General features: G+C 68.5%; 18 protein-coding genes. 13 read left to right on the top strand and 5 right to left on the bottom strand.

Going from position 1 to position 22,481, the window contains the following annotated elements; translation table 11 throughout:
* Nucleotide 1: 1 nt before the first annotated feature.
* From WME79_RS19055 to WME79_RS19030, 6 genes are read left to right on the top strand one after another with little or no spacing between them, the layout of a single operon-like run.
* A complete protein-coding gene (locus WME79_RS19055) occupies nucleotides 2-619 on the top strand; it encodes a COMM domain-containing protein (RefSeq protein WP_437537794.1) in 618 nt (205 codons plus the stop codon).
* A gap of 43 nt (nucleotides 620-662) precedes the next feature.
* Complete coding sequence (locus WME79_RS19050) at nucleotides 663-2,267, top strand: hypothetical protein (protein WP_437537792.1); 1,605 nt, start codon at nucleotides 663-665, stop codon at nucleotides 2,265-2,267.
* A gap of 32 nt (nucleotides 2,268-2,299) precedes the next feature.
* Nucleotides 2,300-4,891 carry a DUF2169 family type VI secretion system accessory protein gene (locus WME79_RS19045; RefSeq protein WP_437537789.1) on the top strand — a complete coding sequence of 864 codons (2,592 nt, stop codon included), beginning with the start codon at nucleotides 2,300-2,302 and terminating at the stop codon, nucleotides 4,889-4,891.
* Nucleotides 4,888-6,630, top strand: coding sequence for a pentapeptide repeat-containing protein (locus WME79_RS19040; RefSeq protein WP_437537786.1), 1,743 nt, complete (start codon nucleotides 4,888-4,890; stop codon nucleotides 6,628-6,630). The genes WME79_RS19045 and WME79_RS19040 overlap by 4 nt, the downstream gene beginning before the upstream one ends.
* Nucleotides 6,631-6,640: 10 nt before the next feature.
* Nucleotides 6,641-7,192, top strand: a complete 552-nt coding sequence (locus WME79_RS19035; RefSeq protein ID WP_437537783.1) for a DUF3540 domain-containing protein — start codon at nucleotides 6,641-6,643, stop codon at nucleotides 7,190-7,192.
* 39 nt (nucleotides 7,193-7,231) lie between these two features.
* Nucleotides 7,232-8,191 (top strand): S41 family peptidase, encoded by a 960-nt coding sequence (locus tag WME79_RS19030; protein WP_437537781.1) that lies wholly within the window; start codon nucleotides 7,232-7,234, stop codon nucleotides 8,189-8,191.
* Between the two features lie 18 nt (nucleotides 8,192-8,209).
* Here WME79_RS19030 and minE read toward each other — a convergent pair whose 3' ends face one another.
* The 3 genes from minE to WME79_RS19015 form a co-directional block, all read right to left on the bottom strand.
* On the bottom strand, nucleotides 8,210-8,524 hold the full coding sequence (gene minE / locus WME79_RS19025; RefSeq protein WP_437537778.1) for a cell division topological specificity factor MinE: 315 nt from the start codon (nucleotides 8,522-8,524) through the stop codon (nucleotides 8,210-8,212).
* A 12-nt stretch (nucleotides 8,525-8,536) separates the two neighbouring features.
* A complete protein-coding gene (gene minD, locus WME79_RS19020) occupies nucleotides 8,537-9,364 on the bottom strand; it encodes a septum site-determining protein MinD (RefSeq protein ID WP_437537775.1) in 828 nt (275 codons plus the stop codon).
* A gap of 411 nt (nucleotides 9,365-9,775) precedes the next feature.
* Complete coding sequence (locus tag WME79_RS19015) at nucleotides 9,776-10,420, bottom strand: hypothetical protein (RefSeq protein ID WP_437537772.1); 645 nt, start codon at nucleotides 10,418-10,420, stop codon at nucleotides 9,776-9,778.
* 400 nt (nucleotides 10,421-10,820) lie between these two features.
* On the opposite strand from WME79_RS19015, the gene WME79_RS19010 reads away from it, so the two are divergent.
* The 5 genes from WME79_RS19010 (at nucleotide 10,821) to WME79_RS18990 (ending at nucleotide 17,782) form a co-directional block, all read left to right on the top strand.
* Nucleotides 10,821-12,449, top strand: coding sequence for a DUF1592 domain-containing protein (locus tag WME79_RS19010; RefSeq protein WP_437537769.1), 1,629 nt, complete (start codon nucleotides 10,821-10,823; stop codon nucleotides 12,447-12,449).
* Complete coding sequence (locus WME79_RS19005) at nucleotides 12,449-13,891, top strand: DUF1552 domain-containing protein (protein ID WP_437537767.1); 1,443 nt, start codon at nucleotides 12,449-12,451, stop codon at nucleotides 13,889-13,891. The genes WME79_RS19010 and WME79_RS19005 overlap by 1 nt, the downstream gene beginning before the upstream one ends.
* Nucleotides 13,892-14,262: 371 nt before the next feature.
* Entirely contained in the window at nucleotides 14,263-15,420 is a 1,158-nt protein-coding gene (locus WME79_RS19000; RefSeq protein WP_437537764.1) for a sugar ABC transporter substrate-binding protein, read from the top strand.
* Nucleotides 15,421-15,496: 76 nt separating this feature from the next.
* The gene (locus WME79_RS18995; RefSeq protein ID WP_437537760.1) at nucleotides 15,497-15,934 is read left to right on the top strand and encodes an NADAR family protein; all 438 of its coding nucleotides are present in this window, start codon (nucleotides 15,497-15,499) and stop codon (nucleotides 15,932-15,934) included.
* Nucleotides 15,935-16,081: 147 nt separating this feature from the next.
* Nucleotides 16,082-17,782: a hypothetical protein gene (locus tag WME79_RS18990; protein ID WP_437537757.1), complete on the top strand. Its 1,701-nt coding sequence runs from the start codon at nucleotides 16,082-16,084 to the stop codon at nucleotides 17,780-17,782.
* An 84-nt stretch (nucleotides 17,783-17,866) separates the two neighbouring features.
* On the opposite strand, the gene WME79_RS18985 is transcribed toward WME79_RS18990, so the two are convergent.
* Nucleotides 17,867-18,562: a hypothetical protein gene (locus WME79_RS18985; RefSeq protein ID WP_437537755.1), complete on the bottom strand. Its 696-nt coding sequence runs from the start codon at nucleotides 18,560-18,562 to the stop codon at nucleotides 17,867-17,869.
* A gap of 109 nt (nucleotides 18,563-18,671) precedes the next feature.
* On the opposite strand from WME79_RS18985, the gene WME79_RS18980 reads away from it, so the two are divergent.
* Nucleotides 18,672-19,637: a DUF4423 domain-containing protein gene (locus WME79_RS18980; RefSeq protein WP_437537752.1), complete on the top strand. Its 966-nt coding sequence runs from the start codon at nucleotides 18,672-18,674 to the stop codon at nucleotides 19,635-19,637.
* Nucleotides 19,638-19,715: 78 nt separating this feature from the next.
* On the opposite strand, the gene WME79_RS18975 is transcribed toward WME79_RS18980, so the two are convergent.
* Nucleotides 19,716-20,387: a cyclase family protein gene (locus WME79_RS18975; RefSeq protein WP_437537749.1), complete on the bottom strand. Its 672-nt coding sequence runs from the start codon at nucleotides 20,385-20,387 to the stop codon at nucleotides 19,716-19,718.
* A gap of 321 nt (nucleotides 20,388-20,708) precedes the next feature.
* On the opposite strand from WME79_RS18975, the gene WME79_RS18970 reads away from it, so the two are divergent.
* Nucleotides 20,709-22,451, top strand: a complete 1,743-nt coding sequence (locus tag WME79_RS18970; protein ID WP_437539879.1) for an ABC transporter substrate-binding protein — start codon at nucleotides 20,709-20,711, stop codon at nucleotides 22,449-22,451.
* Nucleotides 22,452-22,481: the final 30 nt, after the last annotated feature.

Genomic DNA, 22,481 nt, shown 5'->3' with positions numbered 1-22,481 from the left:
CTTGACCGCGACGAAGACTCCCCTGGGGCTCCGCGCCCTCGGCGGCGCCGAGCCCCCTCCCGCGCTCGCGGACGATCTCCGCCGGGTGCTCCGCATGCCCCTCGAGGCGCAGTCGAGGCTCTGGCAAGCGCTCGGCCCTTGCCTCGCGGACAAGCTCACGGAGGACACCGAGAAGCTGCTCGACGTCTTCACCGCCGCCTACCGGATCTCGGGCGACGATCTCGCCCGGGTCATCAAGGCGAGCCGCTTCCTCATCCAGTCCGCCGCGAAGCTCGATGTATCCGCCGACGAGCTCGGGGCCGATCTCGAGGTGATCTGCCCGGACGCGCCGCGGATCCGGGAGATCCTGCTCGCGGGCTACGCGCCGGCAAAGGCGCAGATCCGGCAAGCGCTCGCGACGGCGGCGCTGGTCGAGCACGGCAACCTGCTCGTCCACGCCGCCTGGCGCCTCGACACGATCGAGGGCGCGGCCCAGGGGGCAGAGCTCCGCGTCAGCGTGGCCATGTTGACGCTGCACTACAAGGAAGGGACCGAGATGCGGCGGGTCACGCTCCAGGTCCTGCCCGACATGATGGGGAAGCTCCGGGAGATCTGCGAGCAGGCCCTCCCGCCGGCCTGACACCAACGGACGAGCTGTCTACGAGAGCGAGAGGAGAGCACGGATGGCTACCGACGACGGGTTCACGGCAGGAGACAACAGCAGCGGCACGAGCGGCGAGACCTTCGACGTCGACAAGGTCGAGTACAAATACGCCCAGATGGTGGTGCCGAACTTCGTGGTCGAAGACGCCCTCACCGGCACGGGGGACGTCGCGTGGCTCTCGGCGCCCCAGGTCACGACGTCCTCGACGCCGACCTCGTCGACGAGCACGACCACGACCACGACCTCGGGCGCGACGACGACCACGACGGTGACCGACTCGACCGGCACGACGACGACGACCGTCACGAGGCCGAGCGGCAACTCGTTCCTCCGGCTGGGCTCGTTCCCCGTGGCCGCCTCGGGCAGCTCGGCGTCGAACTACAGCTTGGGCGTGGACACGGCCACGAGCGCCGGCGCGCCGACGGGGTTCTCCGACAGCCTCACGCTCGCCAAGCTCGTGGGTGATCCGAAGGAGGTCGCGACCGCCCAGGCGTCCGACGATTCGACGTCCACGAACGACGACAAGCTCTTCACGAGCGATCCCTTCAAGGGGAACAAGATGCGCGGCTTCGTCGACGATACGCGCATCCGGGACGACAAGAATACGGACGTCCTCTACATCAAAGGGTCGTCCAGCGCGAGCTCGGTCGAGACCAACACGACGGACAACCGCGAGGCCGAGACGCGCCGCCTCCTCACGAAGGGCGGCTGGTGGGATCACTCGGACGGCAACCGCATCTCCACGACCGCGGGGGACAAGATCGAGGTCATTCAGGGCAATTACAAGATGGTCGTCCTCGGGCGCCGGAAGGCGAACGACACCGGCGATTTGCGGGTCGTCGACATCTCGGGCGGGCTCGAGTACACGAAGACGCACGAGTACCTCGAGAGCGAGAATGTCTGGGCCACCTACGAGGAGAGCAGCAAGAAGTACGCGACCAAGCGGTCGAGCGGCAAGGAGATCACGTACTTCGAAGGCACGCTGAAGGAGTCCATCACCGGCAAAGACCCGGACACTGGCGACGTGCTCCCGGACGAGAACAAAGATCCGGTGGTCAGGTCGAAGACGTGGGCGAAGAAGATCGAGACCTACATCGGCACAGAATCAAAGCCCGTGCCGGACGTCATCTCGATATCCCACACGGGAGCCCGGACGGAGGTGACCGCTTCTGGCGCGATCACGAACTTCAGGATCGCCTACGCGACCTTCGTGCAGCTCCAGACGGCGGGCGTATTGATGGCCGACATGAAGGCGACCCTAGGGCCCCTCGTCGAGATCAAGGCGACGGCGACGGCGCTCTTCGATGTGAAGTCGGCGGCCAAGCTCCTGCTCAAGACCGATCTCTCGCCGCTCGTGCACGAGATCAAGGTCGGCAATATCTGTACGTTCAGCACCGCCCAGTCCTACGTCTCTGGCAGCCTTTTTGATTTCAGCCTTTCAAACAAGGCATTTTCCGTCAAAAAGGACCAGATCGACGGCATCAACAATGCGATCGCCTCCCTGCGGACCGATCTCTCGAATACGGTGACCACGGTCCACAACCACACGACCCACGTACACAACAACACACTCCAGATCGACAACGTCGATCTCAGAATCGCCGTGATCCACAATTACATGTGAGATCGCTGCCGCGATCCCGCGCTCGGTGCCTCGTGAAGACCAAGAACCTGACCCCCTTCCCCTTCGCGGCCAAGGTCACCTCCCGGCGCGCCGCGCGGCGCGCGGAGATGGTCTTGATCGTGCGCGCCACGTACGTGATCGCGCCGGACAAACCGCTCGCCCTGCCCGAGACGCCCGGCATCGGGCCCAGCCTGCTCGCGCAGGGTTCCATGTCCGCAGAGACGTACCGCGAAGACGACGAGGAGCGCGCGGGCGAGTGCCTTTACCCGAACGACTTCGCGGACTGGAAGCCCCGCGCCGAGGTGATGCTCCGGGGGACCTGCCATACACCTTTCGGCGAGCCGCTCCCCGAGTGCCCCGTGCGCTTCGAGGTGGGGCGCTGGTCCAAGATCCTCCGCGTCGTGGGGCGGCGGTTCTGGTCCGACGATCTCGCGAGCGCGGTGATGAGCGAGCGGGCTCCGTTCACCAGGATGCCGCTCGGCTACACGCACGCCTTCGGCGGCGCCGGCTACGCCAGAAACCCGGCGGGCAAAGGGTTCGGCGCGCGCGAGCTGCCCAACGTGGAGCACGCCGGCGCGGTGATCCGCACGCACCGCGACGACCCCGGCCCCGCGGGCTTCGGACCCATCAACCCGGCGTGGTCCCAGCGCGCCGCCAAGGTCGGCAAGGAGTACGGCCTGAGCTACCGGAAGGAGCGCTGGCCCTATTTCGCCGCGGACTTCGACTGGTCGTTCTTCAACGCCGCTCCGGCCGACCAGCAGCTCGAGGGGTACCTCCGCGGTGACGAGGCCCTCGTGTTTCAGAACATGCACCCGACCGCGCAGGTCATCGAGACCCGCTTGCCCGGCCTCCGGATCCGCGCCTTCGCCAGCGACAAGAAGCAGCGATTCCGCGAGGTAGCGATGAGCCTCGACACGCTGTTCGCCGATCTCGACGAGGGCAAGCTGTACCTCACCTGGCGCGGCCTCGACGAGATCGAGACCGACGACATGAAGGACGTGGAGACCGTGCTCGTCGGCTCGGAGAAGCTCAGCGACCGGTCCCTCCCGGAGCAGCATTACCGGCGTCTCATGCAGGCGTTCGAGGCCGATCCGCTGGGCATCAAGGATCACGTGCCCGCCGAGCTCCTCGCGCGATTCGATGAGATGCAGCAGCGGGCCAAGGATCGCGCCGAGGGCAAGCTGCCGGTGCCCGAGACGGCGGCGCCGGACCCGCTCACGGCGAGCGTGCGCAGGGGGCTCGACATGCTGCCCGTCGCGGTCCCCGACGCTGCGGAGGTGCAGAGGCAGCTCGGCGAGGGCGTGGCCGCGTGGATGACCTTCAACCCGACGCCGCCCGATCTGGCGGAGCCAGGCGCCTCGATGTACGCGGCCGAGATGGGCAAATTCGACGCCCAGATCGACATGAAGGCGAAGATCGCCGAGGCCGCCGCCGAGATGGACAAAAGCCTCGCTGCTGCGAGCGGCGCCCCGGCGATCCCGCTCCGGCCTGGGGGGCCCCCTCCGGCCTGGGCAGCGAAATCGCTGGCCGATACGCTCGACGGGCTCAAGGAGAGCAAGAAGGCGCTCGACGCGCAGATCAAAGCGATACTCGGCGATCCCGAGCTCGCCGCTGACTTCGGCGCAGATCACGCGAAGATGCTCGACGAGCAGGTCAAGCAGCTCGACGCAGACCTCGCGACGTTCGAAGAACACCCGTTCTTGGCGAACATCCTGAACCGCCCAGCGCCGCAAGAGCCCGGTCCAGGCAAGGATCTCACGGGGCAGGACTACGAGGGTCGGGATCTCCGCGGGGTCGATCTTCGGGGTGCGAACCTCCGTGACGCCAACCTCGCCCGCGCGAACCTGTCTGGAGCGAACCTCGCCGGCGCGAACCTGGATGGGGCCGTGCTGGTGGAAGCCGATCTCACCCGCGCCGATCTCACGGGCGCGAACCTGACGCTCGCCAACCTCACCGGCGCCCGGGCGCCGGGCGCGGTCTTCCATAAGGCCACCCTGAACCGAGCGTTCTTTCAGCAGGCGAACCTGTCGGGGGCGTCGCTCGCGGGAGCCACGGGAGAGTACGCCATCCTCACCGAGACCAACCTCACGGGGATCGATGGGAAAGGCCTCTCGCTCCAGGATTCCCTCTTGCGGAAAGCGGAGCTCGCCGGCGCCGATCTCACGGGCGGGTCGTTCGTACGATGCCAGTTCCTGGAGGCCAGCGCGAAGAGCGCCAATCTCTCGGGCGCGACGCTCAGCCAATCCAGCTTCATGGGGGCCGATCTCCGCGGGGCCAGGCTGATCGAAGCGCGCGGCGCGCGCTCGATCTGGATGAGGGCCACGCTCGACGACGCCGATTTCACGCAGGCGGTCCTCCCGAGCGCCGAGCTGATGGAGGCCTCGGCGTCAAGGGCCTGCTTCCGCCGCGCGAACCTGAAGGAGGCGGGCTGTTACCGGGCGTCGCTCGACCATGCAGACTTCACTGAATCGAACCTCTTTGGCGCCAATCTGTCGAAGGCTGCGATCGCCGGCGTCCGGTTCAAGGGCGCCAACCTGTATGACGCCAAGCTCCTTCAAACCGCCGGCAAAGGCTGCGATTTCTCGGGCGCGAACCTCACGCGCGTGATGGCGGAGGAGCCATGATCCCGGGGCTCACGCCGGACCTGCTCGAGGCGGCGGTGCGCGCGGGGCGCTCGTTCGCCGGCGAGACCTTCTCCGACCTCGATCTGCGCGGGCGCGACCTCACCGGGGCCGACTTCGCAAAGGCGCGGTTCACCGGAACACGCTTCGATGGCGCGAAGTTGGTGGGCGCCAAGCTCGACGAGGCGCAGATCGTCGACTTCCAGGCGAGCGGGGCGAACCTCGAAGGATGCACGTTGCGGGGCGCGATGCTCACCGCAGCCAACCTCGGCGGCGCCCGGCTCAGGGGCGCTGACGCCGAAGGGGCCATGCTCAACCAGGCCAACCTGGTGGGCGCCGACCTCGAGGGCGTCACGCTCCGCCGCGCGCTCCTGAACAACGCCTTGCTCTCGGGGGTGAGCCTCCGGGGCCAGGACCTCGAGGGGGCCTGCCTCGACGGCGCCAAGCTCGACGGCGCGGATCTCTCCGGCGCGTCGATCGTGAAGGCGACGCTCTCCGACGCAGATCTGACGCGCGCCAAGCTCTGCGGCGCGCGCATCCAGGACGCGGCGCTCGCGAGGGCGAAGCTCGGCCACGCCGATTTCACGGGAGCGACGCTCGAGGGCGTGCTGCTCGCGGAGGCGGATCTCCGTGGCGCGGTGCTCCCCAAGAAGATCGATCGGACGCTCTTCGACGGCGCGATCCTCGGAGCTCCGGATCTGCGCGGCGCCACGGTCCAGGGTTCCGACATCGAGGGCATGGATCTCTCGAGGATCGACCTCTCGAACGTGGACCTCACCGGATCATCGCTTCAGGGGACGAAGCTCCGCGGCGCGAGCCTGCGCGGGGCCAACCTCGAGCGGTGCAACCTCAGCAGGTGCGACCTCACCGGCGCGGATCTCACGGGCGCGCGCTTTCCGATGTGCTTGCTCGAGGAGGCCGACCTCTCCGGCGTCGATCTGTCAGGGCTGGAGCTCACGGCCGTGGTGCTGAACCGCGCCGATCTCAGCCGGGCGAACCTCTCCGGCGCCCGGATCGAGCGCTGCACGCTCGAGAAGGCCAACCTCACGAACGCGAACCTCACGCGGGCGACGATCAAGAGCTCCGTGCTGACAGAGGCGATCGTGGAGGGGCTCGTCATCGACAGCGCGGTCTTCGTCGCTGTGGGCTTCTCCGGCGTCGATCTGCGCCGCCTGCGCCTCAAGGGCCTGGCGATGCAGCGGTGTTTCTTCAAGCAGGCGGACATGCAGGGGATGGACCTGCGAGGCTGCGATTTCACGGAGGCGAACTTCACGGGGACCGACCTCCGCCGGGCCAACCTGGAGGCGAGCATCCTCCAGCGCGCGAGCTTCAAGGAAGCCAAGCTCGACCTCGCCAACCTGACCGAGGCCCAGGCCAAGGCCGCCTTCTTTGGCGAGGCGAGCCTCAAGAACGCTCAGCTCGCGAAGGCGAAGCTCCGCAACGCCACGTTCATGGAGGCCGATCTCACGCACGCCCTCCTCAGCGGCGCCGACCTGCGCGAGGCGAACCTCGTCCGTTCCCGGGCCGCAGGCGCCTTCTTCGTCGGGGCGAAGCTCCACCACGCCGATCTGTCCCACGCCGATGTCTCCGGGGCGGACTTCCGGCGCGCTGACCTGTTCACGGCCAACCTGCACGCGGTCATCGACAAGGACGCCTTGTGGGCCGAGGCGAGCCTCGTCGGCGTGAGGCGGACCGACGCCAAGCGCCTCGAGGCCGAGACCTGGATGCCGCCGCACGACTGAAGGAGATCCCATGACCCAGGCAGCACGAAAGATCCGTGAGCTCCCCGTCCCTCGGCCGGACGATCACCTCGGACCCGGGCGCGTGGTCCGCGTCGCGCCGCACGAGCTCGAGGTCGAGCTCCGGGGCGGCGAGCGCGTCACGGCGCAGATGGCGCTCGCGTTCCCGTACGCGCCGGAGGTGGACGACATGCTCCTCGTGATCGGGAGGGGCGACGAGCACTATGTCATCGGCGTCCTCCGCGGCACCGGCAAGACCTCGCTCTCGTTTCAGGGCGCCGTCGACCTCCGCGCCGAGGGCGGGCCGCTCACGCTGTCGAGCGACCAGGGCGTCGCGATCCGCAGCCCCGCGGTCGGGATCGAGGCGGGCAAGCTGCAGATGTTCGCGGGCAGCGTGGTTCAGAAGTTCACGTCGCTCTACCAGCGCGTGCGCGACGCGCTCGACCTGCGCGCCGGGACGGCCCGCACGGTGGTGGACGGGCAGTCCTACCTGACCGCGAAGAACGCATCCATCGTCACGCAAGAGACGATGGCCATCAACGGCAGCGAGATCCACCTCGGCTAGGAGGCCCCGATGTTGCCTGCATCGAACAGAGGCGCGGGGATGAACGTTGGTTTCCCCGATGTCTGCGCGACGCCGCCCGTTGGCGCGCCGATCCCGTATCCGAACATGGCGATGAACGCGACCGCCGTCCCGTTCCCGGTGAAGGTGCTCTTCTCGTTCGTGAACGCGCTCAACATGGGCTCGATGATGCCCGTCACCCTCGGCGATCAGGCGGGAACGATGAGCCCGTTCATGGGGCCGGGCCGGTTCACGACGGGGAATCCGAAGATTTTCCTGGAGGGCCTGCCGGGCATCAACCTGACGTGTCCCGCGACGGGCAACAACATGATCGCCGGGGCCTGCATGGCGGCCGTCCCGAGCGTCAACAATGTGTTCTTCAGCCACGCCGCCACCGTCGTCCCAGGTCGGGTCGACGCCGCTGCGCTCTCGGCGCTCTCCGCGGCGCTCGTGCCCTCGCCGGACGAGGCGATCGACGCCCTGCTCCCCGGCGCCGTCGTTTATGCGCGGATTCCGGTCTTCTCGGCGGGCCTCTCGTCGCGGATCTACGATGTGATCCGCCGGCACGCGGCGCAGGGCATGGCCGCGCTGATCCTCGATCTGCGGGGGTGCGCGGGCGGAGATCTCATGGCGGCCATCGCCCTCGCGGGCGATTTCCTCGACGAGGGCACGGTCATCGCCTCGGTCGTCGACACCGACGGCGACGACACGGTGTACCGCTCGCAGCAGGAGCGCCCTTATAGGTTCCCGCTCGCGCTCCTCGTCGATCGGCGCACCGCGTCCGCCGCCGAGGTGTTCGCCGGCTGCATGAAGGTGCACGGCCGCGCGCTCGTCGTGGGCGAGCGGACGTGGGGCAAGGGCTCGGTGCAGCGGCTCCTCCCCGGGATCGCCGAGCCGGGCGCGTTCTACGCCACCGTGGCGACCGTGAGGTTGCCTGACGGTGCGCCCCTCGACGGACGGGGGGTCGATCCCGACGTGGAGGTCGCGCAGCCCGCGACCTGATCCCCGCCCTGCGCCTCGTCAGCAGTTCCGAACAGCGGCGGCGCCCGCCCGCGTCGCGGCGGCGCGCACGGCCGCCCGCTCCGACTCGGAGAGCACGACGTTCAGCTCGAGCACGTCGCAATCGCCGCTCCGCTCCACGTTCACGCTCACCTGGTCCAGGTCGATCCGCTCGTACTTCGAGATGACCTGGAGCAGCTCCTGCTTCAGCCGCGGCAGGTAGTCTGGCTCGCCCGTCGGGCGCACGCGCTCGCGCGCCACGATGATCTGCAGGCGCTCCTTCGCCACGCTCGCCGACTTCGGCTGCGACTTACGGAAATAATCCATGATCGACATGGCAGAACTCCCTCAGACGGTCGCCGCCTGGCCACCGAAGATTCGGCTGAAGAACCCCTTCTTTGCCGGCTCCAGGAAGCGGTGGGGGCGCTCCGCGCCAAGGAAGCGCTGGACCACATCGAGGTAGGCCTGCGCCGCGTCGCTCGTCGGATCGAGGACCACGGGCGTCCCGGCGTTCGATGCCTGGAGCACCGCCGGCGACTCCGGGATCACGCCGAGCAGCGGGATGCCGAGGAGCTCCAGCACGTCCTGGTGCGCGAGCATCTCGCCCTTGGCGACGCGCGCCGGCGCGTACCGCGTGAGCAGGAGGTGCGTCTTCACCGGCGCCTCGCCGAGCTCCGCCCTGCGGGTCTTCGCGTCCAGGAGGCCGAGCACGCGGTCCGAGTCCCGCACCGAGGAGACCTCGGGGTTCGTCACAACGATCGCCTCGTCGGCGAAATACATCGCCATCTGCGCGCCCCACTCGATGCCCGCCGGCGAGTCGCAGAAGATGTAGTCGAAGCCCGCGCCCCGCAGCTCGTCAAGGATGCGCCCGACGCCGTCGAGCGTGAGGGCGTCCTTGTCCCGCGTCTGCGACGCAGGGAGCACGTAGAGCGAATCGAGCCTCTTGTCGCGGATCACCGCCTGACGGAGCGTCGCCTCTCCGCGGATCACGTTGACCAGATCGTAGACCACGCGCCGCTCGCACCCCATCACGAGATCCAGGTTGCGGAGCCCCACGTCGAAGTCGATGGCGATCGTCTTGCAACCGACAGCCGCGATGCCGGACGCGAGGTTTGCGGTCGTGGTGGTCTTGCCGACTCCGCCTTTGCCCGAGGTGACGACGACTACCTTTGACACCAGAAACCTCCTTAAGATGGTTCGAGAGACGTGGCCTGTCCTACGGCCGAGCCCGCGCGGATGCCCGCCTCTCCCGGCGTTGAGGAGGCGGCGTCGACGTGATGGGAGCTCGGCGCCCACCCGATTCCATTGAGGCCGGGGACGCGCTCGACTGGGTACGTCATCGCGAACCGAACGAACAACTTTTTCGCGACGAAACTTGCAGCGTACCCCGGCCGGCGATCTGGATCCAAATTACCTACATGTAGGTGCACCCTGCCGGCGGTACGTTGTGCCGCCTCCTGAGCAGCCGCCAAGCGGCCTCCAGGCGAAGGCCCGGGGTCGGACTGGCGGCGCTCTGGGCTCCCGCTGCCGCGCGCGCCGCCGTCACGCCCTTCGCCGGCACCGGGGGGGGGGCCGGCCGAGCCCGGGCTACGGCGCGTCGAACGACACGGTGACGCCTTGGTTGCACTGCGCTGAGCTGTCGCACCACGTCCCCGGATGGCCGATGCTCACGTCGTCGTCCTGGTAGGCCTTGATCGCGACGCGATACTCCGACCGCCAGATGATGCCATACGTCGAAGGTGTAACCACGACGCTCGTCTCTCCAACTCCCCAGGGAGGATTCGCGGGATCGTAGGTGCATGTCCCGCTGACGAGCTTTCCGCGCATGAAGCCGCCGCTGACGAAGAACCACTGCCCCGGCGGGTTGCCCACGATCCATGCTCTCTTGTAGAGGCCCCAGCTGAGCGCCGTGTCCTCGCAGTCAAACGCCGACGAGTTCACGTTCAGCAGGTATCGCGGCGTCATCACCTTGTTGTTGGTGCTGTTCTTGAAGTTGATCCAGGTATAACCGAGGCAGTTTTGAGCGCTCTTTCCGAAGGGAATTGTATAACTCGAATCGTTGCCGAGCAACGTGTGGAGATCGTAGTCGGCCGGCAGCAGCCCTGCTTGAAGCTGGGGGAGGCAGCCCTCGATCACATCGGTCATCGCTTGAGCGTGGGCGTTCCGCTCCAGGAAGAGCGTGGGGGCTGCCAGGATAAGGGCCTTCAGGACGATGAGCTTGGCGGATTTCACGTCTTCATCTCTCCTTGATTCAAAGGTTGAACACGTCGAGAGGGTGCGTACCCGCGCCGCGGCCCAGCGTGCGGCCTCTCCCCTCTGCCAGCGGCAGAAGAGCGCGATCAGGTGCGTTCCGGAGGCTCGACGCTGCTGCTCGGCCTCGCCCGGAGGGGCAAAGCACGCCGTATGCCATGCACGGAAACCGCTAGTTCTCTCGATCCATCACGTTTCACGCGCTGGGCGAAGAGTCGCCCGCCGTGAGGCGTGTCACATTCACCCGTGACATGTCACACCGCCAAGCGTGACATGTAATGCCGCGAACCGTGACATGTCACGGTTCACTCTGTGGTTCTCAGGCGCGCCGGGAGAGCACAAGCGGTTGCAGGCGGGAGCTCTTGCGCGCATAAAATGAACCATGGATCGATCACTTGGTTATCATTCTTGCGGGATCATGCTGGCGATGACGCTGGCAGGGGTCGCCGGCTGCACGGGAGACGTAGGAGATCCCGACGCTGGCGGAGGCGGCGTCACGCTGCCCGACGGGACGGAGAGCGCGAGCCTCCTCCCAGCGCGCATCCGCAGGCTCACCAACGCCGAGTATGCCGCCTCGGTGCGCGCGCTGACGGGGACCACCACCAACCCGAGCGAGGGGTTCGCGCCGGATTCGCGGCAGGACGGCTTCACGGTCAACGACGCGCAGCGCGTCGATCCGGTGCTGGCGAAGCAGCTCGCCGCCGCGGCAGAGGCGCTCGCGGCCGAGGTGAAGGGCAAGGCCTCGGTGCTCGCCCCCTGCGCCGATCCGGGGACGCTGGCGGAGAGCTGCGCCAGGACGTTCATCACGTCGTTCGGCGGGCGCGCCTACCGCCGCCCGCTCGACGCGGCGGAGGCCGACGCGCTGCTCGCGGTCTATCGGATCGGCGCGAAGGGCGCGACCTACGCGGACGGCATCGAGCTCGTCGCGCGCGCGGTCCTGCAGTCGCCGGGCTTTCTCTACCTGACCGAGATCGGCGATGGATCCGGCGGAGATGCGCTGGCGCTGACTCCCCATGAGCTGGCGAGCTCCCTCTCCTACCTCATCACCGCTGGCCCGCCCGATGATGCGCTGATGGAGGCCGCCGTCGCGGGCGCGCTGTCGACCCCCGAGGGCCGGGAGGCCGAGGTGCGCCGGCTGCTCCAGACGTCGGCGGCGCGCGAGCGCATCGTGCGGGTCGTCCGCGAGTGGCTCGGCGTCGACCGGATCGCGATGACGGCGAAGGACTCGAACGTCTACGGCGACTTCGCCGGCGCCAGGGCGTCGATGGAGCGCGAGACGGAGGACTTCGTCACGGAGGTCCTGATGAACTCCACCGGGACGGTCGGCGAGCTCCTGGGCGCCGACTGGAGCATCGTCGATGAGCCGCTCTCGAAGGTGTACGGCGCCCCCAGCACAGGACGCGTGTCGTTCTCCGACCGGCGGGGCCTCCTCAACCAGGGCGCGTTCCTCTCCGTGTATGCGCACGCCACGGAGACCGCGCCTGTGCTGCGCGGGGTGACCGTCCTGCGCCGCGTCGCCTGCGTCAACCTCCGGTCGCCCACCGAGCTGAACATCAACGTCGTCCCGCCGGTGCCCGATCCGAGCAAGACGACGCGGCAGCGCTTCGAGATCCACTCCACCGACGGGGCGTGCAAGGGGTGCCACAACAGCATCGATCCGATCGGGTTCTCGTTCGAGCGCTTCGACGGCATGGGCAAGGTCCGCACGCAGGACAACCAACAACCGGTCGACAGCGCGGTCACCGTCGCGATCGGCGCCGACTTCGACGGGGCGTACGCCGACAGCAACGCCCTCGCGCAGGCCCTGTCCACGAGCCCAACGGTGCGCTCGTGCTTCGCCCGCAACGTGTTCCGCGCCTCGGTGGGCCGCAGCGGCGAGGCCGCCGCGGAGAGCGAGGCGTCGTTCTTGAAGGCATGGCAGGCCGTCCCTGAGGCAGAGCAGGGCAAGCTCGTCGAAACGCTGATCACCTACGTCAAGAGCAGTCTCTTCAGCCATCGGAGGCCCCAGTGATGCGCCGGTCGACCCGCCGTACCTTCCTTCGCGCCGTGGGGGCGAGCCTCGCGACGCTTCCTTTCGTCAACATGCTCGCGGACTCCGTCGCCCAGGCGGGCGGCGAGGAGCTGCCGCTCAAGCTCGTCGCCATCTATCACCCCCACGGCATCGCCGCCGAGTACTGGGCCATGCGCGCGGGGGACACGGAGACGAGCTTCGATATCGCGTACGAGAACTGCTCTCTCCAGCCGTTCGATGACCCGGCGACCTACGGCCGGAGCTTCAAGGACAAGATCCTCGTCGTCGAGGGCATCGACCACCTGTCGAACGCCAACGGGCACGACTCGGCCGGCACGATGCTGACCGGCAGCCGCATCGACGGGAAGAAGCCGCTCAACCTCTCGCTCGACCAGTACCTCGCCGTGGAGAAGGGCCTCGGCGCGGACACGCGCATCACGAGCGTCGCGCTCGGCGTCGGCATGGACGGGACCGAGGCCGGGCAGACGCTGTCCTTCGGCGCGGGCGGCGCGCCGCTGCCGAAGATCATCCACCCGGTGGAGGCGTTCAACCTGCTGTTCGCGGGCCTCGTCGTGGGCGACGACCCCGAGGCCCAGGCCCGCGCGGCCCGGCAGCGCGAGCTCGGCCAGAGCGTCATCGACTTCGTGCGCGGCGACGTCAACCGCCTGCGCACGCGCCTCGCGCCCGCCGAGCAGCAGAAGCTCGATCAGCACCTGACGTCGCTCCGCGAGCTGGAGAAGCAGTACGCCGCGCCTTCGGCCGGCGGGCCGTCGTGCGTCGTGCCGCCGCTGCCCGACGCGTCGAAGTTCCCGTCGGTGAAGCAGTACAACGGCGGCGAGCCCTACTTCGACGCCATCACCGACGCGCACGTCGACCTCCTGGCGCAGGCGCTCGCCTGCGGCGTCACGCGCTTCGCCACGCTGTTCATGAACGACCTGGCCTACGCGAACAACCCGCTCGGGTTGCCGGCGGACAACCACGGCTCGGTCGCGCACACATACGACGCCTCGCCGGTCGGCAACAACGGCCGCCCCGGCGCTGGCAAGCCCGAAACCTGGGTGCCGCTCGCGAAGTTCAACCGGTACAGCTACTCGAAGATCGCGCGCCTCATGCAGCGGCTCGACGAGCTCGGCGCCCTCGACAGCACGCTGATCTATGCGTCGAGCGACATGGGGAACCCCTCCCTGCACAGCACGCGCAATGTGCCGACGCTGCTGGCGGGCGGGGCGAACGGGAAGCTCAGGATGGGCCGGCGCATCAAGCTCAAGGCGGATTGCCCTGCCGACGCGCCGTGGTGCGGCGAGGCCGACGCCACGTTCACGCCCGTCACGAACAGCCGGATCCTCGTGTCGATCGCCCAGGCGTTCGGCGTCGAGATCGAGTCGTTCGGCTCCCAGCCCGACCCGGCGCTCACCACGGGCGCGCTCAGCGAGCTCACGTAAGCATTCTCCACCTCCTTCCGCGACGGGCGGCGACCTGCCAGAGGCGCGCCGCCGGGGCGAGGCGAGGAGTGTAATCGTGCTTCCATGGCACCCCTGCGCGTGGTGCCTTCAGCCGAGAGCTCCCACCTCGCCTTCACGCCGCTCCTCATCGGCGATTTTCCGTGCCTATTGACAGCCACTTCGTCGACGTCGTATCTCAAAATTGCAAACATGGGTTTCAGGACGCCCACGACGTTGCAATGCTCCCGTCGAACCGACATGGTGCTCGTTTATCGCAGATGTCGGCTCCACTGTATGGAGACCAGGATGCTTGTGGGACTCGCGTCCCAGATCTCGGCATCGTGCTCGCCGACCGCCGAGGAGGGAATGTCATGAAGATGACGGGAAGACGCTGGATGACCGCCCTCGGGCTCATGGTGATGACGGCGGCGTGCGCAACAGAGGACGCCCCCCAATCGGACGAGCCGACCGAGGAGGTCATCAAGATCAGGCGAGATCGGACCCCGGTCACCCTGTTCACGCCAACGGAGCTCGAGCGGACGATCGACAACCTCGTCGGCGCGATCAACCAGAGCGGGCTCAAGCCGATCCAGATGGTGGTCCTGCTGAAGCACCTCTCCACGTTCTTCGAGCCGATCGCCACCGGCGCCAACCGAGCCATGGGGGAGCTCGAGGCCGTGGGGAACGTGCTCGGTCCGACCACCCAGATGACGACGGACGACGGCATGGCGTCGCAGAACCTCCAGAATCAACAGATCGCGAACGCGATAGAGGACGACGCCCAGGGCGTCGGCGTCTCGCCCTACAGCGTCATCAACGAGGCCGCTATCAATGAAGCCGTGGACAAGGGCCTCCACGTGGTGACGTTCGACACTGATCTGAAGGACTCGAAGCGCACACTCTACGTCGGGGCCATCCAGAAGGAAGCCGGCGCCAGGGCCGCGCACGCCCTCCTCGATCCCAAGATCGGGAATTTGCCTCCCCCACCAGGGACAGTGCTGGTTCACGGCGACACCTCATCGGATTGGTACGATGGCGTCCAGCGAACAGAGGGGGTCCTGGAGGTACTCGGGCAGCTCGGCTACACGACGCCGCCGATCCAGGCCGTCTTCATCAACGACCAGGAAGCGTATGACGTCAATCAGCTGAAGACCGCGATCGAGACCGCGAACCCGCCCGTCGTGGGCATGATCGGCGTGTTCAACATCTCGTATCGGTGCGTGATGGCCGCAGAAGCCGCCGGAAGGCTGGACATCCCCATCATCACGTTCGACTTCGATCCAAAGACCGCCGAATACATGCAGAAGGGGCGCATCAAGGCCACGGTCGTCCAGCGGCAATATTACGAGGGATACCTCGTGCCCTACATCCTCTATGGCATCCAGACATTCGGCCTCGAGCAGACGAAGGGCCTCCTCGGTGATCTGATGTACGACGATCATCGGGTCAACATCGGCGTCGACGTGGTTCCGTCGGGAGATTTCGACAAATACAACGACTTCCTCGATCAGATCGGCTCGATCCAGTAGCGGCGCCGTGGATGGCGGAGGGCTCGGGGCGAGGTTCCACCCCGGCGCCGCGGGGGCGGTGGGGTAGACTGCGCCCATGACCGTCATCCGCTTCTATCGCTCCGGCGACGCTCACGGGTTCTTCTCCAACTTCTCGCGCCACCCGGTCACGCTCAAAGGCAAGGTGTGGCCCACGAGCGAGCACTACTTTCAGGCCCAGAAGTTCCCCGGCACCGAGCACGAGGAGGTGATCCGCAACGCCCCCGGCCCCGGCGAGGCGGCGCGCATGGGCAGGCAGCGGAGCCGCCCGCTGCGCCCCGACTGGGAGCAGGTCAAAGACGACGTCATGCGCGAGGTGGTGCTGGCGAAGTTCACCCAGCATGAGGATCTCCGGCGCGCCCTGCTCGACACCGGGGACGCAGAGCTGATCGAGCACACCGCGAACGACTCCTATTGGGCCGACGGCGGCGACGGGAGCGGGCGGAACATGCTGGGCATCATCCTGATGGAGGTCCGCGCGCAGCTGCGCCGCTGACGCGCCAGGGCAGCTCTCTCTCCTCGGACGGCCGAGATCTCTGGTGATGGGCAGGGCCCGCGTGGCGACCGGGGCACGCGCATCCCTGCCGCTCAGGCGCTTTGGCGGAGACACCTGAGCCGGTCGGGTGTACCACGGCGCACATCCATGAGGAGAACCCCCCTGTCGATGCGCCTCGCCTTTCCCCGACTTCTCGCCGTGACCGGGCTGGTCGCGCTCGCGTCCTGCGGAGGGCCCCCTGCGGCGACGCCGCCGCGCTCGGCCGCGGCCCCAGCGCTCGCAGGGACCGCGCCGCCGAGCGCCCCCGCGATGCCGCGAAGCGTGGAGTCGCTCGTCGACGTCATCCCCAGCGATGCGGCGCTGGTAGCGAGCGTCCCGCAGGCCGGCGCGTTCCTCGCGGCCGCTGCGCCCGCCGTCCGGGAGACGCTCCTCACGGAGGTCACGGCGGTCCTGGCGCGCCAGCCCGGCCTGAGCCCTGACCTCGCTCGCGATCTGATGGCATCGTTCGACGGCGCCACGGTGTTCGTCGGGGGCGAGGCGGCTCCACGCGAATCCCTGGGGGCGATCGTCGAGAACGGCTGCGTGGTGGCGCGATTCAGCGACGGAGCCCCGGTGGAGCGGCTGCTGAAGGAGCTGCCGCGCGAGGCCGGCGAGGGTAGGTTCGCGCTTCGAGGCGACGAGGACAACGTGGTCGCCCACGGCGCGTGGCTCGCCGAGGCGCGGGTCGCGCTCGTCTGCGCCCGGCCAGAGCCGCTATCGAGGGCGCTGCGCGTCGCGGGGCAGCGCGAGCCGTCGTTCAAGACGTCCGCGCTCTTCCAGCCCGAGCGCGCGAAGGATCCCTGGCTCGCGATCGACCTCCACCGGCTGCAAGGCAGCGGCGCGACCGGCCCCGAGCCCGGCTCACGGCTCTTCATCGCCATTCCCATGAGCCAGGACGCGCCCGGGCTCCACGTGGAGCTCGCGCTTTTCGGACCGGAAGTTCCCGCGCTCGGCACGGTGCTCGCGGCGACGGACCATGCCGCCGTGGCGAAGCTGCCCCAGGGGGCGCTTGTGACGTTCGGGCTGTCCCTTCAGCGATCGCCAGGAAAGACGGTGAGCGACGTCCTCGGAACGTTCGACGGGCTCGCCGGCGAGCGCACCGCGGCGGCGGCTGCGGCCGCGCTCGCCGAGGTAGGGCTCGAGCTCGGCGATATCGACAAGGCGCTCGGCGGCGAGGCCTCGGTCGGGATCTACCGCGATCCGAAGCACAAGCTCAACCTCGCAGGCGCCAGGCGCGCCGAGACGCTCAAGCACAGCGCCGTGCTGATCGCGCTGGCGACCGCGGATGAGGCAGCGCAAAAGAAGGTGTTTGGCGCGGTCGCCGCGCACATGAAGCGGACATCAAAGAAGCTCAGGGCCAAGCCTGGATCGCTCGCGCAAGATCTCGAGGACGGCAACGAGCTGAGGGCCGAGACCCGGCCTGGGTTCATCCTGATCGGCGCGGGCGACCGCAGCTACCTCGCTCAGGTCGCCGCGCGCTTCGGGAAAGACAAGGAATCGCTGGCCGCGACCCCTTCGTTCACCGAGGCTCGGGCGCTCGCGAAGGGCGCCTCGCATCTGCAGCTGTACATCGACCGTCAGGCGTTCGCGGGCCTGCTCGACGGCCCTGTGGCGGCGAGCTTCGGCGCGCTCGCCGCATCACCGACGCTGGTCTCGCTCGTGCTCGCGCCGAGCGACCGCGGGCTGGATCTCACGCTGAACGGCCATGGCGGCGTCGAGATCCTCGGCGCGAGCGCGGCGCTCGCCATCGCCGGCGTCAGGCGTTACATCAACTCCGCGAAGGCAGCGCAGGCTGGCGAGCTGGAGTAGCGCGCCGGGGCCGCGCCCGGTGCGCATCGCCCTGGACAGCGAGGCTCCGCTGAAGATGGCAGTCGTGCGGCCGCAGCGTCGTGCTCAGAACTGCGCCACGCCGAACTGCTGCGCGGAGACCGACCCGTCCGGCCCGCTCCCGGTCGGGTGGCTCTCGGCGACCCCGCTGATCGTGCCGGAGACAGCGCCGCTGCTCAGCGCGCCGCTCAGGTACACGGTGACCGCCTTGAACTCCGCGGGATCGACCTCGGTGACCTCGTACGAGCCCTGGAGCGCGGAGAGATCGATCTTGTAAAAGAAGCTGGCGGCGTCGACCCGCGGAACCCTGAGCGTGACCGCGAACGACTCGTCGAACGCGCCGTCCTCGGTCGAGAAGGCCAGCGGGACGTCGATCTGCAGGTGATCCGAGCAATCCACGGCGAGCGCCGGCTCGGCGCCGTTCGAATCGCCCTCTGCCTCTGCCACGGTCGATCGCACGAAGCGCGCGGCGACGAGCTCGCCCACGGAGACGGTCGCCGTCGTGCTGCCGCCCTTCGCCCACGTGAGCGGGACGGAGCGCTCTCCGGAGATCGCCGTGAGCGCCGCTCTCGCAGAGAAGCCCAGCGGGGAGGCGTCGTCTGCGCCGATGTCCTCCTTCTCCTCGTCGCACCCGCCCTCCGCGCCATGGACTCCGCCGATCTGGCCGCCCTGCGGCCCGCCGCCCGCGCCATCAACGCACCCGAAGAGCCCGACGCTCGTCGCCACCGCGACCACCCAAGAAAGCCAACTCCGCTCGCGCATGTTCACGACCTCCTGCGGGCTACCTTGCGTTCGTCGTCGGCGCGACGCCAGGTCAGCTTCGCACATTCTATAGGGCAAATTGGCCTCCACATGTGCGAATCTGCGGTACGTGGACCATGAATCCCTTGCAAAAGAGCTGATTCGCGCCCTGCGCGGCCGGCGCTCGCAGCTGGCCTTCAGCCGCCGGCTCGGCTTCCGCACCAACGTCGTTTACACGTGGGAGTCCGGCAGGCGCTGGCCGACCGCGGCCACCTTCCTCGTCGCCGCGCGGCGCGCGGGGGTCGACGTCGCGGGGGCGGTGAGGCGCTTCTTTCCGTCGCTGCCCGCGTGGCTCGCGCGCACCGATCCGGCGTCGGCCGAGGGCGTCGCGGCGCTCCTCTCGGAGATGCGCTCCATGTCGCCCATCGTCGACGTGGCGCGGCGCGCGGGCAGGAGCCGCTACGCGGTCGCGCGCTGGCTCTCGGGCGAGGCCGAGCCGCGGCTGCCGGACTTCCTGCGGATGGTCGAGGCCTGCTCGCTGCGCCTGCTCGATTTCGTGGCGCTCTTCTCCGACCCGGCGGCGCTCCCGGCGGCGAGCGCGGCGTGGCGCACGCTCGAGGCCCAGCGCCGCGCCGTCTACGAGGAGCCGCTGCTCCCCGCCGTCCTGCTCGCGCTGGAGCTTCCGGCCTACCGGGCGCTACCGCGCCACGAGCCGGGGTGGATCGCGCGGCGGCTCGGGTTCCCCGTCGAGGACGAGGCGCGCTGCCTCGATCGGCTCGCGGAGGCCGGCCAGATCCGGAGGAGCCGCGGGCGGTGGATCGTCGCGCCGATCCGGACGGTGGACACGCGCCCGGACCCGGACGCGGAGCACCGGCTCAAGTGCTTCTGGGCCGGCGTCGGGCTGGCGCGGCTCACGCGCAAGGCCGAGGGGCGCTTCTCGTTCAACGTCTTCACGGTCTCCGCGGCCGATCTCGAGAGGCTCTCCGAGCTCCACGTGAGCTATTTCCAGAACATGCGCGCGGTGATCGCAGAGTCGCGGCCGCCCGAGCGCGTCGTCGCCGTGAACCTGCAGCTCTTCCCGCTCGACGGAGGCTGAGCTCCCCCCGCGGGCGCCGCGACGCCGCGCCCGGGAAGCCCGCGCCTCACCGAGCTTCAACCGAGCGGCCTGCGCGGCTCACAGGATGGCGAACGCCCGGACCGGGAATGTGCCGAAGGCGCGGACCTTCACCGGGACGGCGAAGAGGCGGGCTCCGGCGGCGGGGAGCTGGTCGAGCCCCGTCATGTGCTCGCAGATCGGGATGGCCGCTCCGAGCAGGAGGGAGTGGACTGGCCGCGCGGGATCGGCCGTGTCGTCGATATTGTAGGTGTCGACGCCCACGAACACGGCGCCTGCGCCGGCCAGGAGCCGCGCCGCGTCCCGCGTGAGGTACGGGTGTCCTTCGAAATAGCGGTCTGTGCGCCAGTGAGCGCTCCAGCCCGTGCGCACGAGGACGGCCTTCCCGGCGAGATCGAGCCCGTCGAAGGCGTCGGCGTCGATCGCCCGCCCGGACCGGCCCCGCGCCTCGACCACCACGCTCTCCAGATCGGCCAGCGATTCGAGCGGCAAGCCGGCGAGATCCTTGCCGTTCGCATAACGATGAAACGGGCTGTCCACGTAGGTGCCCGTGTTGGCGACCATGTCGATTCGGCCGATGTGGAATTCGACGCCTTCCGCGTAAATGCCGCGGGACTGCTCGCGCGAGAGGAAATCGCAGACGACGGGCGCTGGCACGCCCTTGTAGGTCGTCATGCCGTGCTCGACGGTGTGGCTCAGGTCGACGAAGGTTCGTGAGACGGGGGTGGTCACGGTCCGCTCCTCGGAAGGGGCTCCGCGCAGCGGAGCCTCCTGTGCGCCCGGTCGGGGGCCCGAGCCGCTGCAAGTTTCGCGGGAGGATGCGAGGAGATCCAGAAATCTGGCGCGAGCCAGTCAAGTTGACATGTGCCCACATGCGCCGATAGAGTGCGAGCGCGGCGACACCTGGCCCGATGGTTCACGGGGGCGAGCGTCGTGCATGGGTGCCTCGGCGGGGGGCCGGGCGTCGTCGCTGGAGTGGTCACGGGAACGGAGCGTCGCGGGGGGGTCGAGATCGCCCGCGTGGAGAGGTGGATGTCTGGGATGAGTCGAACCATGCCGCGCCGCGCGTTCGTCCTGTCGGCGCTGCTGCTGTCCACCTGCGCCGCTGCGGGCTGTCGTTCGAAGAATGGCAGCGAGAACCCATCCCCCGCTCCAGAGCGGGCGGCGGCGCCGGGGGGGTCGGCGCAGCAGGCGGCGGCCGCCTCCGCGCAGCAGCCCCCGCCGAAGCGGGCCGCGGTGGTCACGATTGCGAGGGAGCAGCAGGCCACCTGGGTGCGCAACTTCAACCCCCTGCTCCCCGAGGGGAGCGCGCGGTTCCCGACGGTCGCCGGCATCTACGAGCCGTTGCTCGTCTACAACACGATGCGGAGCGATTACACGCCGTGGCTCGCGACGAGCTACGCGTGGAGCGACGCGAACAAGAAGCTCACCTTCACGACGCGCTCCGGCGTCAAATGGTCGGACGGACAGGCGTTCTCGGCGAGGGACGTCGCGTTCACGTTCGCGCTCATCAAGAAGCACGCGGCGCTCGATCTCGCGGGGGTGTGGCGGTTCCTCGGCGCCGTGACGGCGATCGACGACACCACCGTGGAGTTCATCCTGAGGCGGCCCTATGTGCCCGGGCTCAGCTACATCGGCCACCAGCCGATCGTGCCGGAGCACGTGTGGAAGGACATCGTCGATCCGGTCACGTTCGCCAACGAGAACCCCGTGGCGACAGGGCCCTTCACCGAGGTGAAGGTCTTCCAGAACCAGGTGTACGAGCTCGGCAAGAACCCGCATTACTGGCAGGAGGGCAAGCCGGCGGTCGACGGGCTGCGCTTCCCGGCGTATCCGAGCAACGACCAGGTCACCCTGGCGCTCGTCAACGGTGAGATCGACTGGGCGGGCGCCTTCGTGCCGGACATCGAGCGGGTCTTTGTCGCCAAGGATCCGGCGAACCATCACTACTGGTTTCCGCTCGTCGGGGGCACCGCCACGCTGTACCCGAACGCCACGAAGAAGCCGTTCGACGACGTGCGCGTGCGCAAGGCCATCAGCATGGCGATCGACCGCGACCAGATCGTCAAGCTCGCGGCGGACAACTACACCCACGGCGCGGACGCGACGGGGCTCGACGACTCCTACGAGCGGTTTCGCAACGAGAAGGCGGTGGCGGCGGGGGACTGGGTGAAGTTCGACCCGCAGCGGGCGAACCAGATCCTCGACGAGGCGGGCTACCCGAGGGGCGCGGACGGGATCCGGACGAGGCTCGGCAAGCCGATGCACTTCGAGATCAACGTCGTCAGCGGCTGGTCCGACTGGGTCCGCGCGGTCCAGATCATCACGCAGAACCTGGAGAGCGTGGGCATCGCCGCGTCGATGAAGACGTACGATTTCAGCGCGTTTTACGCGGCGCTGCAGAAGGGCCTGTTCGATCTGTCGATGGGCTGGACCAGCGTCGAGCCCACGCCCTACAACTTCTACCGCGATCTGATGAGCGCAGATCTCGTGAAGCCGCTCGGCGAGGTGGCGCCGCGCAACTGGCACCGTTTCGGCGCCAGGGAGGCCGACGTGCTGTTCCATGCGTTCGAGTCCGCGACGGACCCTGTCGATCAGAAGCGCATCCTGGACGGACTGCAGATGATCTTCGTGCAGGCCGCCCCGGTGATCCCGCTCTTCAACAACCCATCGTGGGGCGAATACAGCACGAAGCGGTTCACCGGCTTCCCGACGATGGAGAACCCGTACGCGAAGCTGACGCCGAACAACCCGCCAGAGTACTTGCTCGTCCTGACCGAGCTCCGCCCAAGGTGACACGCCCTACAGCGGTTTCCTCCCACCTCT

This window comes from Sorangium sp. So ce726, assembly GCF_051521405.1.
Classification (GTDB): Bacteria; Myxococcota_A; Polyangia; order Polyangiales; family Polyangiaceae; genus Sorangium.
Note: the sequence above shows the minus strand (reverse complement) of the source record. Positions and strands in the feature narration are given on the sequence as shown.